At 70.3% G+C, this 14,992-nt stretch carries 20 protein-coding genes and 1 tRNA gene; 10 read left to right on the top strand and 11 right to left on the bottom strand.

Going from position 1 to position 14,992, the window contains the following annotated elements:
• Positions 1 to 23: 23 nt before the first annotated feature.
• Genes ACFOVU_RS18405 through ACFOVU_RS18395 form a run of 3 tightly spaced genes read left to right on the top strand, consistent with a single transcriptional unit; the run spans position 24 to position 3,003 of the window.
• Positions 24 to 245, top strand: a complete 222-nt coding sequence (locus ACFOVU_RS18405; protein WP_378535296.1) for a hypothetical protein — start codon at positions 24 to 26, stop codon at positions 243 to 245.
• Positions 242 to 826 (top strand): DUF6879 family protein, encoded by a 585-nt coding sequence (locus ACFOVU_RS18400; protein WP_378535294.1) that lies wholly within the window; start codon positions 242 to 244, stop codon positions 824 to 826. Before ACFOVU_RS18405 ends, ACFOVU_RS18400 begins: the two co-directional genes overlap by 4 nt.
• The gene (locus ACFOVU_RS18395; RefSeq protein ID WP_378535292.1) at positions 823 to 3,003 is read left to right on the top strand and encodes an ATP-binding protein; all 2,181 of its coding nucleotides are present in this window, start codon (positions 823 to 825) and stop codon (positions 3,001 to 3,003) included. Before ACFOVU_RS18400 ends, ACFOVU_RS18395 begins: the two co-directional genes overlap by 4 nt.
• A gap of 96 nt (positions 3,004 to 3,099) precedes the next feature.
• On the opposite strand, the gene ACFOVU_RS18390 is transcribed toward ACFOVU_RS18395, so the two are convergent.
• The 4 genes from ACFOVU_RS18390 to ACFOVU_RS18375 all read right to left on the bottom strand — a co-directional run bounded on the left by ACFOVU_RS18390 (position 3,100) and on the right by ACFOVU_RS18375 (position 4,826).
• Positions 3,100 to 3,187, bottom strand: a tRNA-Ser gene (locus tag ACFOVU_RS18390).
• Between the two features lie 10 nt (positions 3,188 to 3,197).
• Positions 3,198 to 3,782, bottom strand: a complete 585-nt coding sequence (locus ACFOVU_RS18385) for a nucleoside deaminase (protein ID WP_378535291.1) — start codon at positions 3,780 to 3,782, stop codon at positions 3,198 to 3,200.
• Positions 3,779 to 4,276, bottom strand: a complete 498-nt coding sequence (locus tag ACFOVU_RS18380; protein ID WP_378535289.1) for a tRNA adenosine deaminase-associated protein — start codon at positions 4,274 to 4,276, stop codon at positions 3,779 to 3,781. The genes ACFOVU_RS18385 and ACFOVU_RS18380 overlap by 4 nt, the downstream gene beginning before the upstream one ends.
• A gap of 46 nt (positions 4,277 to 4,322) precedes the next feature.
• On the bottom strand, positions 4,323 to 4,826 hold the full coding sequence (locus ACFOVU_RS18375) for a tRNA adenosine deaminase-associated protein (RefSeq protein ID WP_378535287.1): 504 nt from the start codon (positions 4,824 to 4,826) through the stop codon (positions 4,323 to 4,325).
• 323 nt (positions 4,827 to 5,149) lie between these two features.
• Between ACFOVU_RS18375 and upp the strand changes: the two genes are divergently transcribed.
• From upp to ACFOVU_RS18350, 5 genes are all read left to right on the top strand, one after another.
• Complete coding sequence (upp, locus tag ACFOVU_RS18370; RefSeq protein WP_378535285.1) at positions 5,150 to 5,803, top strand: uracil phosphoribosyltransferase; 654 nt, start codon at positions 5,150 to 5,152, stop codon at positions 5,801 to 5,803.
• Between the two features lie 410 nt (positions 5,804 to 6,213).
• Positions 6,214 to 6,438, top strand: a complete 225-nt coding sequence (locus ACFOVU_RS18365; RefSeq protein WP_378535283.1) for a hypothetical protein — start codon at positions 6,214 to 6,216, stop codon at positions 6,436 to 6,438.
• A 142-nt stretch (positions 6,439 to 6,580) separates the two neighbouring features.
• Complete coding sequence (locus ACFOVU_RS18360) at positions 6,581 to 6,745, top strand: hypothetical protein (RefSeq protein WP_378535281.1); 165 nt, start codon at positions 6,581 to 6,583, stop codon at positions 6,743 to 6,745.
• Between the two features lie 13 nt (positions 6,746 to 6,758).
• Positions 6,759 to 7,277 carry a PH domain-containing protein gene (locus tag ACFOVU_RS18355; RefSeq protein ID WP_378535279.1) on the top strand — a complete coding sequence of 173 codons (519 nt, stop codon included), beginning with the start codon at positions 6,759 to 6,761 and terminating at the stop codon, positions 7,275 to 7,277.
• Between the two features lie 212 nt (positions 7,278 to 7,489).
• Positions 7,490 to 7,735: a hypothetical protein gene (locus ACFOVU_RS18350; RefSeq protein ID WP_378535277.1), complete on the top strand. Its 246-nt coding sequence runs from the start codon at positions 7,490 to 7,492 to the stop codon at positions 7,733 to 7,735.
• A gap of 63 nt (positions 7,736 to 7,798) precedes the next feature.
• Here ACFOVU_RS18350 and ACFOVU_RS18345 read toward each other — a convergent pair whose 3' ends face one another.
• Positions 7,799 to 8,212 carry a DUF2000 domain-containing protein gene (locus ACFOVU_RS18345; protein ID WP_378535275.1) on the bottom strand — a complete coding sequence of 138 codons (414 nt, stop codon included), beginning with the start codon at positions 8,210 to 8,212 and terminating at the stop codon, positions 7,799 to 7,801.
• Positions 8,213 to 8,317: 105 nt separating this feature from the next.
• On the opposite strand from ACFOVU_RS18345, the gene ACFOVU_RS18340 reads away from it, so the two are divergent.
• Positions 8,318 to 8,791 carry an Lrp/AsnC family transcriptional regulator gene (locus tag ACFOVU_RS18340; protein ID WP_378535273.1) on the top strand — a complete coding sequence of 158 codons (474 nt, stop codon included), beginning with the start codon at positions 8,318 to 8,320 and terminating at the stop codon, positions 8,789 to 8,791.
• A 314-nt stretch (positions 8,792 to 9,105) separates the two neighbouring features.
• Here ACFOVU_RS18340 and dnaB read toward each other — a convergent pair whose 3' ends face one another.
• Positions 9,106 to 10,458 carry a replicative DNA helicase gene (gene dnaB, locus ACFOVU_RS18335; RefSeq protein WP_378535271.1) on the bottom strand — a complete coding sequence of 451 codons (1,353 nt, stop codon included), beginning with the start codon at positions 10,456 to 10,458 and terminating at the stop codon, positions 9,106 to 9,108.
• A 334-nt stretch (positions 10,459 to 10,792) separates the two neighbouring features.
• On the opposite strand from dnaB, the gene ACFOVU_RS18330 reads away from it, so the two are divergent.
• Positions 10,793 to 12,148, top strand: a complete 1,356-nt coding sequence (locus tag ACFOVU_RS18330; RefSeq protein WP_378535269.1) for an MATE family efflux transporter — start codon at positions 10,793 to 10,795, stop codon at positions 12,146 to 12,148.
• 13 nt (positions 12,149 to 12,161) lie between these two features.
• On the opposite strand, the gene ACFOVU_RS18325 is transcribed toward ACFOVU_RS18330, so the two are convergent.
• From ACFOVU_RS18325 to rpsF, 5 genes are all read right to left on the bottom strand, one after another.
• Entirely contained in the window at positions 12,162 to 12,971 is an 810-nt protein-coding gene (locus ACFOVU_RS18325; RefSeq protein ID WP_378535267.1) for a peptidoglycan recognition protein family protein, read from the bottom strand.
• 228 nt (positions 12,972 to 13,199) lie between these two features.
• Entirely contained in the window at positions 13,200 to 13,646 is a 447-nt protein-coding gene (rplI, locus tag ACFOVU_RS18320; protein WP_378535265.1) for a 50S ribosomal protein L9, read from the bottom strand.
• A 25-nt stretch (positions 13,647 to 13,671) separates the two neighbouring features.
• Positions 13,672 to 13,908: a 30S ribosomal protein S18 gene (rpsR, locus tag ACFOVU_RS18315; RefSeq protein WP_017595522.1), complete on the bottom strand. Its 237-nt coding sequence runs from the start codon at positions 13,906 to 13,908 to the stop codon at positions 13,672 to 13,674.
• Positions 13,909 to 13,975: 67 nt separating this feature from the next.
• The gene (locus tag ACFOVU_RS18310; protein ID WP_378535263.1) at positions 13,976 to 14,566 is read right to left on the bottom strand and encodes a single-stranded DNA-binding protein; all 591 of its coding nucleotides are present in this window, start codon (positions 14,564 to 14,566) and stop codon (positions 13,976 to 13,978) included.
• 73 nt (positions 14,567 to 14,639) lie between these two features.
• Positions 14,640 to 14,930 carry a 30S ribosomal protein S6 gene (gene rpsF / locus ACFOVU_RS18305; protein WP_378535261.1) on the bottom strand — a complete coding sequence of 97 codons (291 nt, stop codon included), beginning with the start codon at positions 14,928 to 14,930 and terminating at the stop codon, positions 14,640 to 14,642.
• Positions 14,931 to 14,992: the final 62 nt, after the last annotated feature.

Below are 14,992 nucleotides of genomic sequence, written 5' to 3'. Positions count from 1 at the left end.
AACCGCGCCGAATCGGAGCCCCCATGAAACTCACCCTGCTCGCCAAGGACGGGGAATCCAAATTGAAGGACTGTCCCTCGGTCTACATCGCCGACACCGGGGAGTTCGTCGTGCAGGGAGTGCAGTTGTCCGATGCGGACCTGCGGGAGTTGAAGAACCCGCTTCCCGGTGAGACCGCCGTCCGCATCCACCCGGACGTCGTCGTCAGGGCCGTCGAACGCTACGCGACGGAAAAGCCATCGTGACGGCAGGCCGGAAACAGGCGCGCCACATCTCCTGGGCGGAATTCGAAGGGTTCTTCGACGAGTTCGAGTACTCGGCGTTCCGGCTGGAGACCCTCCAGACCTATTCGGCGGAGCACGAGGAGCGCGAGTTCGCGGATTTCCTCGCAGGGACTCACGACCTCTCCCCCGACATTGGCGAATGGGGTGAGGAGGTCAGCTCCGGAATAGCCCGCGGGCGGCGCTACGACCGCGTCCACGTGGTGACCGAGCCGCTTTCCGATTACGTCCGCTTCGAATGCGTTACCGGATACCGCCAAAGCGTCCTGGCCGGGGAGAACATCCGTATCCTCCCCGTTCCTGAAGGCCAGTGGCCCAGCGGGCTCCCCCGGCTCGACTACTGGCTCTTCGACTCCCACGTGCTCGTCCACATGGACTACGGCCTCGACGGCTCGCTGATCAGCCCCGTTGTGATCGGCGATCCACGGCAGATCGTCGCCGCGAATGCGTGGCGCGACCGTGCCATGCACCTCTCCCTCCCCTTCGCCGAATACGACGCCCGCTTCAACGACGCCATGTACCCCCTGGAGACCGCCTCACCATGAGCAGTGGTGCCGCCGACCCCCCGGAACACTCCGGCGGCCGCGACCCCGCACCCGCATCCCGGGGCAACACGCTGCGCGGCGACACCCACGCCGTCGTGCAGGCGGGGACCGTCCACGGCGGCGTGCACATCGCCGCGGCGTCCGCAACCGGCCCCGTGCCCCGCCAGCTCCCCATGGCGGTCCCGGGGTTCGTCAACCGCGAGTCCGAGATCGCCGCGCTGGACGCCCTGCTTCCCGGCGCCGAAGGGCGCGCACGCGGCACGCGCACCGCGGTGGTGATCTCCACCATCGGCGGCCCGCCCGGCACCGGAAAGACCGCGCTCGCCGTTCACTGGGCCCACCGTGTGCGCTCGCACCACCCCGACGGCGACCTCTACGTCAACATGCGCGGCCACGGGCCGGGACCGCGCCTGGGAACCTCGGAAGCGCTCGACTCCCTCCTGCGCGCCCTCGACGTCCCTCCCGAGCGCATCCCCCTCGACCTCGACTCGCGCTCGGCTCTGTACCGATCGCTCCTCGACGGCAAGCGCATGCTCCTGGTCATCGACGACGCCGTCTCCGCCGACCAGGTCCGCCCGCTGATCCCGGCCGCACCGGGCTGCACGGTCGTGGTGACCGCCCGCAGCTCGCTGCCCGGCCTCGTCACGCGTGAGGGCGCGCGGCGGACGGCCCTCGGTCCGTTGTCCACGGCCGCGTCGCTGGACCTGCTCCGGGCCACCGCCGGAAACGAGCGGATCGAGTCCGAGCCCGAGGCGGCACGCGCTCTCGTCGCCCACTGCGCCCACCTGCCGCTGGCCCTGCGCATCGTCGCCGAGCGCCTCCTCGATCGCCCCGATGAGACGGTGAGCGCCCTGGTCGGGGACCTCGCCGCCGAGGACCGGCGGCTCGACGCCCTCGGCTCGGGTGAGGATGATCTGAGCGATGTCCGGGCGGTCTTCTCCGCCTCCTACGCCGCTCTCGCACCGGACTCCGCGCGGCTCTTCCGGCGCCTTGGCCTGCACCCCGGACCGGAGTTCTCCACCTCCGCATGCGCTACTGCGGCGGACCTCCCGGAGCGGCCGGCCCGCACCATCCTCGACGGGCTGGTCCGGGCGAACCTGGTGCAGCGGACCGGTCGCGACCACTACCGGCTGCACGACCTCCTCCGGCTGTACGCCGTCGAACGGTTCCGGGAGGAGGAGGCCCCGACGTCCGAGAACGCCGTCCTCCGCCGCTACGGGGGCTGGTACCTGGCGGCCGCACGCAACGCCGCGCTCACCATCGTGCCGAACTTCCCGTTCGTGGACGCCCCAGACGACCCCCCGGCCGCCGACCCCACGGCCTTCCCGACCGTCGACTCCGCCGCCACCTGGTTCGAGCGCGAGCGCGCAAACCTCACCGGCTGCGTGCGCTCCGCGATCGAGCACGGGCAGTCCGACCTCGCCTGGCGCATCGCGGACACCGCAAGCGGCCTGTTCGAACAGCACGGGCGCTGGCACGAGTTGCGGGAGCTGCACCGCATGGGGGTCGCCGCCGCCCGGTCGGACGGCCATCGCTTCGGCGAAGCCCGCAACCTCCTCGGCCTCGGCGACTCCGACTGGCTGCTCGGCGACCCCGGTGCGGCCCTGGAGCACTACGCAGCCGCCCTCGCCGCGGCACGGGAGGTCGGCGACGCCTGGGTCGAGGGCTTCGCGCTACGCATGATCGGGCATATCAGCTGGGAACGGGACCGCGACAGCGGGGCACCCGAGCTGCTTCGGCAGGCCGTCACCGTCTTCCGCTCCGCCGGCGAGCGGCGGGGAGAGGGCATGGCGCTGCTGAGCCTCGCGGCGTGCGACCGCGACACGGGGCGGTTCGACGCGGCGCTGGCCGCCTGCCGCACGGCGATCGGCATCTTCACCGGCATCGACGATCGATGGACCATCGCCTGGGCGCGGTGCTCGACGGCCGCCGTGCTGCACGCGATGGAACGCCACACCGACGCCGTCACGGAGTACACGACCGCGGTCGCGGAGTTCCGGGAACTCCAGGACCAGGACAGCGAGGCGGTGGCGCTGATCGGCGCCGGAGACGCCCACACGTCGGCGGGCGACACCGGCGCGGCCCGGGCCCACCTCGGCGCCGCCCTGGACCTCCTCAGCGCCGTGGACGACCCCCGGGTACCCGAGGTCGAGGGAAAGCTCGCGGCGCTGCCCTGACGGCGGTACGGGCGGCCGCGCGAGGCTACGGCGGCGAGGAGCCGGGGGCCGGTCACATGAATCGGGCCCGCATCCGTTACCCGGATGCGGGCCCGCTGGCGGTGGAGGAGGGATTTGAACCCTCGAAGGGTTGCCCCTTACTCGCTTTCGAGGCGAGCGCCATCGGCCACTAGGCGACTCCACCGCGGAACACTCTACCGGATACGCCGCTGCGAAAAGAAATCGATAAGAACGGCGCCGCAGCGCTCCGCGAGGGCCGGGGAGACCAGATCGGGGGGGACGACCTCGGGGCGGTGGTTGAGGCGGCGGTCGCGGACCACGTCCCACAGGGAGCCGGCCGCGCCCGCCTTGGGGTCGCGTGCGCCGTAGACCAGGCGGGCGATGCGCGCTTGGACGAGGGCGCCGGCGCACATCGTGCACGGCTCCAAAGTGACGGCGAGCGTGCAGCCCGTGAGGCGCCACGAGCCCGTGTGGTGCGCGGCGGCGCGCAGCGCAAGGACCTCGGCGTGGGCCGTGGGGTCGCCAGTGGCCTCGCGCTCGTTGTGGCCGGTGCCGATGACCGCACCCTCCGGGTCGAGCACCACCGCCCCCACCGGGACGTCGCCGCTGCCGGCGGTGGCCGCGCTCTCATCGAGGGCCAGACGCAGCGCGGCGTCGACCGCCGCCCGGCCCGACAGGCCCCCTGCTCCGCCGGTGCCCGTGTCCCGCGCGTTCGTGGACCGGCCGGACGCCTCCGCGCCCGGGCGGGACGCCTCCGTACCGGAGTCCGGGTCGGTCATAGGCGGAGGGCGTCGAGGCGTTCGGCGAAGCCCGCACGCTCGGAGAGTTCGTCCAGGACGTCGCCGGGGAGCAGCCCCTCGCTCAGGGTGAGCTCGACGAGTTCCGTTGCCGGGATCCCCAGATCGGCGAGGAGGGAGTCGTCGCCGCCGGGAACCGGGTAGGGCTTCTGCCCGGTGCCCTCGGCCTGCTCGGGCGCCTGGATCGTGCCGGTGTCGAGCAGGATCTCGGCCACCGGATGCTCGTGCACGACGCGGACGTCGGAGAGGAACACCCGGGGGTCGCCGTGGTCGTCGACCCTGACCACGGCGAACCACTCGTCGTCGGCTTCGAGCATCAGCACCATGGTGCCCTCGGCGGCGTCGGGGTCGTGCGCCGCGACGACGTCCCGCATCAGATCGGCGATGTCATCGATACCGCCCGCCTGCGCCACCTCGGCCTCGGCCCCCCACCACCCGCCGGCGGAGCGGGAAAAGACCGCTGAGAAGATCGACACCGAACGCTCTCCCGTCCTTTCTCACGGGCTCTCGCCGGAGGAACCCTTACCCCATCCCGTCGACGGCACGCTGGAACGCCTGCTGGAATCCGAGCCGCTCGGAGATGCTCGCCAGCACTTCGTCCGGGTACAGGTCGAGATCTCCGGCCAGTGCCCCCAACTCCATCTCGTCCAGGCCGAGGTCGGCGAGGATCGACAGGTCGCCCGCCGGCAGCACTTGGTCCAGGTCCTCGTCATCGGGGACGTCGATGTCGAGGTACTCCAGCACGTCGCGCGCCACCGGCCAGTCGGCCGAGGCGGTGACGTCGGAGAGGAACAGGCTGACCTCCTCACGCCCGTAGACGCGGATGATCACGAAGAAGTCGTCGCCGACCGACACCAGCCCGATCGCGCCGCTGATGCTGGGCTGCTGGCGCAGCGCGTGCAGCAGCCCCTTGAGGTCCAGGGTGATGGCCTCGGGGAGCAGGTAGACATCCCAGAAGTCCTCTTCCCTATAAGCGACGGCCGCGAAGTCACCGGTTCCGTCATCGTCGTGTTCGAGATCCGTCATCGTCACCCCACCAGCCCGGCCATGATCGGGCCAGGATCGCAGATCGCCCGGTGCGGCGTCATCGTAGCGGCCCCGCCCGTCCATGACCCGGTCTCCCCGCGGGGAGCTGTCTCCGTGATAGAAGTCCGCGCTCACACGTCCTATTAGAACGGACTTCCCGACGCGGGCAGAACGCTATGGCCGACCCGGCGCACATTCGCGCACCCCGGCGGCGCCCCGGTCCCGCAGGCGACCGCCGGGCGATGCCCCGCGACCGGCGCCGCACGCCGCTAGACTCGGACGCCGATTCCCCCTCGTTTGCCCAGCTCACCCGGAGTATCCAGATGCAGACCCTGGTCGTCGACCACCCGCTCGTCGCTCACAAGCTCACAACGCTGCGCGATGTCCGCACCGATTCGCCCACCTTCCGCCGGCTGACCGACGAGCTGGTGACGCTGCTCGCCTACGAGGCGACCCGGGACGTGCGGGTGGCCCAGGTGACCGTCGACACCCCGCTGGTATCGACCACCGGCACCCAGCTCACCCGGCCGACCCCGCTGGTGGTGCCGATCCTGCGCGCCGGGCTGGGCATGCTCGACGGCATGACACGGCTGCTGCCGACCGCCGAGGTCGGCTTCCTGGGGATGGCGCGCGACGAGGCCACCCTGCAACCGGCCACCTACGCCGACCGGCTGCCGCAGGACCTCTCGGGCAGGCAGTGCTATGTGCTCGACCCGATGCTGGCGACCGGCGGCACCCTCGCCGCCGCGCTCCGGCTGCTCGTGGAGCGCGGCGCCGACCACATCACCGCGATCTGCCTCCTCGCCGCACCGGAGGGCCTGACGGCCGTCGAGGAGAAGCTGGGCGCGAGCCTGGACGCCGACCATGGTGCGACCCTGCGGGTGGTGACCGCCGCCGTGGACGAGCGCCTGAACGAGAACGGCTTCATCCTGCCGGGCCTCGGCGACGCGGGCGACCGGCTGTACGGGCTCGTCTGAGCACCGGCCCCCGCCTCTCCATGCGGTCCGCCCCGGCGGCCCAGTGCGCCCGACCGGAAACCTTCGGTCGGGCGCTTTTTTGTATCTTTCCGGATCTCGCTGAATGAATGTCCGAAAGCCGGGAACCACCACACGAGACCCTCTGGTCCCCCGGCCTCTCGCAACCGGGTCCGGTCGGCATCCGCGTTTTCGAAAGACCGAATTCGAACCGGACACCGGGCCCCATACGTGAGAGGAACACGAGGTGCCGGGACCCCATGACCGAAACGACCGACGACCCACCGCTGACCTTGGTTTTCCGGCGAAGCCCCGGGCTGATCCACCGCCGGCCCCGACCCCTCGGGCCGTCACCGCATGACAGCCCTCGGGCACGGAGCGCCCGCCGTCACCCTGTCCCCTCAAGGAGTGAGATGCCCGAGAAGAGCACCCCCTCGCCCCGCGACTTCGCGTCCGTTCTCGCTCGGCTGAACGCCGAGTTCGCCGGCGTGCACCTGGAGGCCACCGTGTCGCGGTGTGTCGAAGCCGCCCGCCAAGGAGCCCTGGACGTCACCGGCCGGGCAACCCCTGACCTGGTCGAACGCATCGCACGGCAGCACCTCCAGGTGCTCGCGCTCGCCTTCGCCGAACGACGCTGACCCCGCCACCCGCGTGACGAGCACCACATCTCGCCCACCGGCAACGCCACGCCGATGACCGGTATCCGGCTTTACGCGCTTGGGCGCGGGTGTAAGAATCACCTTGGGTCAGTGGGTCAGCCGCATTCTTGGGGAGTCGGTCATGGCGAAGTTGAAGAAATGGCTGGGGTATGCCCTCATAGCCTTCGTCGCGTTTTATCTGCTCACTCAGCCCGAAAGCGCTGCGGGGGTCATCGAGACCGGTCTGGGGGGTCTGATGTCCGCTGCCGAATCACTGTCCCGCTTCGTCAACGCACTGAGCGTGTAGGGGTCACGCGGCCATGAGGCTCGTAGCTCCGCCCAACCGCGCTCCGGCGTCGGTCAACCGGTACCTGCTGCCCTACGAGCAGGACGTGGTCACGATCCGGCGGCACCCCGCGATCCTGATCACGCCCGTTGCCGCAGTGCTCGGCTCGCTGATCTTCGCGGGCATCCTCAGCAACACCCCGATCACCAACAGCTCAGCCGCGCTCGCCGTCATCTGGTGGGTGTGGCTGCTGATCCTGGTCTGGTTCGTGTGGCGCGTGGCGGAGTGGTCGGTCGACTACTTCGTCATCACGTCGCAACGGCTGCTGCTGACCACCGGGCTGATCACCCGGCAGGTCAACATGATGCCGCTGGGCAAGGTCACGGACATGCGCTTCGAGCGCACGCTCATGGGGCGGTTCCTCGGCTACGGCACCTTCGTCATGGAGTCCGCCGGTCAGGACCAGGCCCTGAGCAGGATCAACTTCGTGCCCTACCCAGAGCAGCTCTACCTCGAGGTGGTCGGGCTGATCTTCAAGGATCCCGACGGATAGTCAGTACGTTCTCCGACCCACATGGCCCGAAGCGCCCGCCGTCCGGCGGGCGCTTCTTTTTGTTCACCTGCTGTTCACCTTCGCAGGCGGGAGCCCTCGCGGACCCTGCGCACACCGGCCCTTCCAGGGCGATCCCGACACGTCCGAATTGACGTGAAGGTGAACAAAGGGTTAACGTAAACAATCTCAACGGCGAACGAAGGGGGTGCCGCATGGCTCGCAAGGTCATTCCGGCGTCGCAGACCAGCCGCCCCGCTCCGACTCGTCGTCGTTCACGCAGCCTCGCGGGGCGCCGGGCCGGCGGGCCCGCCCGCGGCGCGTGGACCACGACGGCACCGCAGCCGCCCGTCACCGTCGACGACGACCCCGGGGCCCTGCCCTCCGGCCGTCCCACGATGACCTGGGTCCTGGTCACCGACGCCGACGGCCGTACCCGCCCAGAGGCCCACTGGCTCTGACGGGACACCGCACGCGAAGGGCCGGCCACACCGTGGCCGGCCCTTCGCCGTTCCCGGACACACTCACCGGTACAGCGGGAGACGGTTGGTCAGCGCGTTGACCGCGCCGCGCCGGCCGAACAGCGCGACCGCGACGTAGCCCACGTCCGCGGCCGGGGTCCGCGCCAGATCGCCGAGATAGGCGCCGTACTCCCGCGCCCGCAGCGCCACCTCGTTGAACCCGACGACCGTCAACCCGTCGTCCTCCCGTGCCCCGTCGTGGATCGCGCGCAGGCGCGCGGGGTCGGCCGTGAGGATCGGCACCGGGTGCGGGTTGAGGCCGGCGTGCACGCCGCCCGAAGCGTCCTTCCCGTCCTCCGCCAGCAGGTGCGGCAGCCGACCGCCCATGCTGAGGCCGGTCACGACCGCGGCGTTGACCGCGAACCGCGGGTCGACCGTGTCGTTCAGTACGAGGACGAGCTTGGTATCCAGCGCCATGTGATCACCCCAAACGTTCGAAGTCGCGTCATGAAGCTACTCGTTCGCACATCGCCTGCCCCCGCTCAGCGAACGTTCGATCGAGGCGGGTGAGAAAATCCGTGCATGGACGAACTTGATTCGGAGATCATCCGGATTCTCCAAACGGATGCGCGCCTGTCCAACCGGGAACTCGCCCGCAGGCTCGGGGTCGCCCCGTCCACCTGCCTCGAACGCGTGCGCTCGCTGACCCGGCGCGGCGTGATCCGCGGATACCACGCCGACATCGACATGGCCGCACTCAACCGCGGGGTGCAGGCCCTCGTCTCGGTGCAGGCCCGGCCCTTGAGCCGCGAGGTGATCGTGAAGTTCAAGGACTCCGTCGCGGCCCTGCCGGAGGTCCTCTCGGTGTTCGTCCTCGCCGGCGGCGACGACTTCGTGCTGCACGTGGCCCTCCAGGACCTCGACCAGCTGCACGCGTTCCTGCTCGACCGGATCAGCAAGCGCAGGGAGGTCGTGGGTTTCCGGACGTCGGTCATCTTCCAGAGCACCCACACCGCGGTCCTGGACCGCCTGCCGGATGTGGAGCCCACCACCTGAAGCGGGTGAACGGCCTTGCGGGGCGGGCGCCGCCGGACCGGCGAACCGCTCGTCGATATGCGGACAGGACTCTTTACCGACATACACGCGGACCGATAGGCGTCCGGGCCGCGGTGGCGGAGCGCCATCGCACGACCGCCCCGCCACCGCGGCCGGTCGGCACACGCCGTTTCGGCCCACTCCGCGGATGGGCGGCCGGCCGCCCTATCGCAATGTCGACATATCGATCGCGGCCTTCGCCCCATGCGGTGCGGTCCCATGCGGTGCGGTCCCGTGCCACCCGGCACGGGACCGGATATCCGCATGTCGACAGGTCAGCCGGGCGCCATGTCGACGAATCGGCTGTAGTGGCCCTGGAAGGCGACGGTCACCGTGGCCGTGGGGCCGTTGCGGTGCTTGGCCACGATGAGGTCGGCCTCGCCGGCGCGCGGGGACTCCTTCTCGTGCACGTCCTCGCGGTAGAGCAGGATCACCATGTCGGCGTCCTGCTCGATGCTCCCACTCTCACGGAGGTCACTGACCTGCGGCTTCTTGTCGGTGCGCTGTTCGGGTCCGCGGTTGAGCTGCGACAGCGCGATCACCGGGACCTCAAGCTCCTTGGCCAGGAGCTTGAGCGACCGGGACATCTCCGAGACCTCCTGCTGGCGGCTCTCGACGCGGCCGGGCGAACTCATGAGCTGGAGGTAGTCGACGATCACCAGCTTGAGGTCGTGCTGCTGCTTGAGCCGCCGGCACTTGGCCCGGATCTCCATCATCGACATGTTCGGGGAGTCGTCGATGAACAGCGGTGCCCCGGCGACCTCGCCCATGCGCCGCGCCAGCCGCGCCCAGTCGTCGTCGGTCATGAGCCCCGACCGCATCGTGTGCAGCGGCACCCGCGCCTCGGCCGAGAGCAGCCGCATGACGATCTCGTTGCGTCCCATCTCCAGACTGAAGAAGACGCTGGTCAACTGGTGTTTGATCGACGCCGCTCGAGCGAAATCCAGGGCCAGCGTACTTTTGCCAACGGCCGGCCTCGCCGCGATGATGATCATTTGGCCGGCGTGGAGGCCGTTGGAGAGCTGGTCGAAGTCGGTGAACCCGGTGGGGACGCCGGTCATGGAGCCGTCGTGGGCGGAGATGGCCTCGATCTCGTCGAGGGCGCCGGGCATGATGTCGCTCAGCGGGAGGTAGTCCTCGCCGGTGCGTTTCTCGGCGACCTTGTAGATCTCGGCCTGGGCGTGGTCGACGAGGTCGTCGACCTCGCCGTCGCCGGCGTAGCCGATCTGGGCGATGCGGGTGCCGACCTCGACCAGGCGGCGCAGGACCGCGCGGTCGGAGACGATGCGCGCGTAGTAGCCGGCGTTGGCCGCCGTGGGGATGGCCTCGGTCAGGGTGTGCAGGTAGGGGGCGCCGCCGACCCGGGTGATCTCGCCGCGCTTGGTGAGTTCGGCGTTGATCGAGATGGCGTCGACGGGCTCGCCACGGGAGAACAGGTCCACGACGGCGTCGAAGATGATCTGGTGGGCCGGCCGGTAGAAGTCGGCCGAGCGCACGATCTCGACGACCTGGGTGATGGCCTCCTTCGACAGCAGCATGCCGCCCAGGACGCTCTGCTCGGCCATGATGTCGTGCGGCGGCGTGCGCTCGAACCCGCGCTCTTCGGGCGGATGATCGACAACGCTCACGAGAAACTCCCCCTGCTTCACGACCGGCATGTCCAGCATGCCCCCTGGATTGTCCCGACTGAACGTCCCCCGGCGCAAAGCGGCCTGTGGACAGAGCTGGGGAGATCCTGTGGACGAATGGGGCGATTCTGCGGATAGCCTGTGCACACCGCCTGTGGATAACTTCGTGGACACCACCGAAAAACCCTTGTGACCAGCGGAAACACTATGCACCGCCTGTGTGTTCAAGAAAGTTCTCAGGTTGCTTTCCACAAGTTATCCACAGCCCCGGCTTCCGGCGGTGGATAACCCCCCTCCACACCCTCGAACACCTGTCCGCTACCGTGGCAAGGCCATGCCCAGACTGCTCTCAGCACCGCCGTTCCGGCACCCGCGCGACCGCGAGATCTTCGCCCTCGCCGTCCCCACGTTCTTCGCCCTCGTGTCCGAGCCGCTGCTGCTGCTCACCGACTCCGCCATCGTCGGCACCCTGGGCACCGAGGCGCTCGGCGGCCTGGGCATCGCCGGACAGGCTCTCATGACCCTGGCCAACCTCTGCATCTTCCTCGCCTACGGCACGACCTCGGCGGTCGCGCGGCACTTCGGGGCGGGCGACGTCCCCGCCGGCCTGCGCAACGGGATCGACGGCCTGTGGCTGGCCGCGATCATCGGTGCGGTGATCGTCGCCGCCGGGTTCCCCGCCGCCCCGTTACTGGTCGACGCGCTGGGGGCCTCTGACGCCGTCGCCCCCTACGCGCTCACCTACCTGCGGATCAGCCTTCTCAGCATCCCCGCGCTGCTCATCATCATGGCCGGCACCGGCGTGCTGCGCGGCCTCCAGGACGCCCGGACCCCGCTGGCCGTGGCCGTCGGCGCCAACATCGCCAACCTGGTGCTCGGCGTCGTCTTCGTCCTCGTGCTGGACTGGGGCATCGCGGGCTCCGCGTGGGCCACGGTGATCGCCCAGAGCGCGGGCGCCGCGGTCTACGTCCGGGTGGTGGTGCGGGGGGCGCTCCGCAACGGCGTTCCGGTCATGCCCAGCCGGCGGGGGCTCGCGGAGTCCGCCACCGCCGGGTTCGCGCTGTTCGTGCGGACGGTCGCGCTGCGGGTGGTGCTGGTGATCACCACGGCCGTTGCGGCGCGCCTGGGCGACCCCGAGATCGCCGCGCACCAGGTGGCGTTCCAGGTGTGGTCGCTGCTGGTCTTCGCGCTGGACGCCATAGCGATCGCCGGGCAGGCGATCATCGGCCGCTACCTCGGCTCGGCCGACGCGGCGGGGGCGCGCGCCGCGACCAGGCGCATGGTCGAGTGGGGGGTCATGGCGGGGGTGGTGTTCACGCTGGCCGTGCTGCTGGTGCGCCCGTGGGCGCCCCTGCCGTTCACCTCCGACCCCCGGGTCCACGCGCTCATCCTGAGCGCGCTGGTCGTGGTGGCCCTCCTGCAACCGGTGAGCGGGGTGGTCATGGTGCTCGACGGGGTCCTCATGGGCGCCGGCGACCAGCGCTACCTCGCCTGGGCGAGCACCTGGGCCATGCTGGCCTTCCTGCCGTTCGCCGCGCTGGTGCTGTGGGGCACCCCCGAGGGGTCCGCGCACCGGCTGACGGCCCTCTGGCTGGCGTTCGGGGTGTGGATGGCCGGGCGCGGGGTCACGCTCGCCCTGCGCGCCCGGGGGAGCGCGTGGCTGGTCACGGGTGCCACGCGCCCCCGATGATCCGCTCCCCCGTTCAATCGAGGTCGCCCACGGCCGGGCCGTGGTGGAACAGCACCACCCGCTCGCCCTGCGGGACCGCGGGGAAGCCCGGCAGGTGCGCGGCCGGGACGTCCTCGGCCCGCTGCGCCACCCGCAGGCCGAGCGAGCGCAGGCGGGCCGAGGTGCCCGACCGCAGTTCCGGGAGCAGCTTGTAGAGGCCGTCCCCGGGGCAGGTCGTGACGTTGTAGTCGCGGTGGCCGACGATGGCCTGCGCGGGGTTCAGCCCGTAGACGGCGCACAGCCAGGCGCAGGTCGCGATGAGCGACTCCAGGAGCTTGTCCGTGGGCGCCGACGAGGTGTAGGTCCCCTCGCTCTCGATGCCGATGGCGTGCGAGTTGTGGTCGGCGGTGTGGGCGCCCACCACGTGCCCGCCGTCGCGGATCGCCGGCAGCGTGCGGTTGCGGCCCTCCATGATGTACCCGCCCCGGCTGACGGTCAGCTGCTGGCCGATGTCGGACCACCCGTTGGTGTCCATGTGGAAGCGCTGGATGGACCGCGACAGCGCCGCGGCGTGCGAGGCCGAGTAGTCGGTGCTGTTGGACGTGGCGGTGTGGTGCACGACGATGCGGTCGGGGCCCTTCGCGAGCACCTGCGCCCCCGCTTTGGCCGACCGCGCCCCCCATTCGGAGCGGGTATAGACCCGCGGGGCCGTCGACGCCAGCGCGCCCGGTGCCCCTCCCAGGTCGGCCGCGCCCCCCAGCAACGCCGCGCCGGCGGTGACCGCCGCCCCGCGCAGCACCGTCCGGCGGCTCACCCCCGGGCACTGTCCTTCGGATACGGACATCGCGGTCCCATCCTTCCTGTGGATCCACCACCCCACAGGCAAAGATAAGTGACAAATGGTGACCAAAGAATCACTTTGAGCAATACGGCGTGTCTTGCCCATGATCGGCCCGGTCGTATCCCGGCCGGAGCACCGCCGAAACAATGATCCCGGCTCCCTTGCGCGGGAGCCGGGATCATCGGAAAAAAGTCCGGCCGGACGACGGCCGGTCCCTGGGCGGGCCGACGGCTAGGAGCCGACGACCTCGACGGCGATCGTGGCCGTGACCTCGGGGTGGAGGCGGACCTCGACCTTGTGGTCGCCCACGGACTTGATCGGGTTGCGGATCTCGATCCGCCGCTTGTCGACCTGGGGGCCGCCCGACGCCTTGACGGCGTCGGCGACGTCGGACGCCGTGACGGAGCCGAACAGCCGGCCGCCCTCGCCCGCGCGCTGGGTCAGGGTGACGCTCAGCGCGCCGAGCCGGCCGGCGACCTGCTTGGCGTCGTCCAGGCTGCGGATGTCGCGGGCGGCACGCGCCCGGCGGATCGAATCGATCTGCTTCTGCCCGCCCCGGCTCCACCGGATGGCGAACCCGCGCGGCAGCAGGTAGTTGCGGCCGTAGCCGTCCTTCACCTCGACGACGTCGCCCGGGGCGCCGAGACCGTTGACCTCGTGGGTCAGAATCAGCTTCACGACTAAACCTCCTCGGAGTTCCCCGTTAGCGAGCGGTGCTGGTGTAGGGCAGCAGCGCCATCTCGCGGGCGTTCTTGATCGCCGTGGCGACATCGCGCTGGTGCTGCGTGCAGTTGCCGGTCACGCGGCGGGCGCGGATCTTACCGCGGTCGGAGATGAACTTGCGCAGCAGAGTCGTGTCCTTGTAGTCGATGTAGGACAGCTTCTCCTGACAGAACAGGCAAACCTTCTTCTTGGGCTTGCGTGCTGCCGGCTTCGCCATCGTGGTGCTCCTTTGCAAGAGCCCCGGATATCCCGGGGATGGTCATTCGGACAGAAATACCGGGTTGCTAGAACGGCGGCTCGTCGGAGAACCCGCCTCCGCCGCCGCCGAATCCACCGCCGCCGCCACCGCCGGTGGCCCAGGGGTCGTCGGCCGGGGGACCGGAACGGCCGCCCTGGGGGCCGCCGTAGCCGCCGCCCTGGTTGCCGTAGCCGCCTCCGCCGCCGCCCTGCTGCTGGCCGCCGCCGAAGCCGCCGCCACCGCCGAAACCGCCGCCGCCGGGGCCGCCCTGCCGCTGCACCTTGGCCACCTTGGCGGTGGCGCTGCGCAGCGCGGGGCCGACCTCTTCGACATCGATCTCGAAGACGGTGCGCTTCTCGCCTTCCTTGGTCTCGTACTGCCGCTGCTTGAGCCGGCCCTGCACGATCACGCGCATGCCGCGCTGGAGGCTTTCGGCCACGTTCTCCGCGTACTGTCGCCAGACGGAGCAGGTGAGGAACATGGACTCGCCATCTTTCCACTCACCGCTCTGGCGATCGAACATACGCGGGGTGGAGGCCACGCGGAAGTTCGCGACCGCGGCCCCGCTGGGGGTGAATCGCAGTTCAGGGTCGTCGACGAGGTTGCCGACGAGCGTGATCTGGGTTTCGCCTGCCATGGGTTGGCTCCGGATTGAAGTAGTCGGATCAGGCGTGGTGGCGCGGTGCGCCGGCGCGGGGGCGCCGGTGGGGCTAGTGCGCCTCGGGCCGCAGGACCTTGGTGCGCAGGACGGCCTCGGTCAGGTTGAGCTGGCGGTCGAGCTCCTTGACCGTGGCGGGCTCGGCGCTGAGGTCGATCACCGCGTAGATGCCATCGGAGTTCTTGGCGATGTCGTAGGAGAGGCGGCGCTTCCCCCAGACGTCGACCTTCTCGACGGAGCCGCCATCGTTGCGGACGACACCCAGGAACTGCTCGAGCGACGGGGAGACCGTGCGCTCGTCGAGGTTGGGGTCGAGGATGACCATGACTTCGTAACGACGCATAGGCGTTCGTACCTCCTCTGGACTGTCGCGGCCATGGTCTTTCCATGGCAGGAGGGCAATTA

It is taken from the genome of Nocardiopsis sediminis (assembly GCF_042650565.1).
Taxonomy (GTDB): Bacteria; Actinomycetota; Actinomycetes; order Streptosporangiales; family Streptosporangiaceae; genus Nocardiopsis_B; species Nocardiopsis_B sediminis.
Note: the sequence above shows the minus strand (reverse complement) of the source record. Positions and strands in the feature narration are given on the sequence as shown.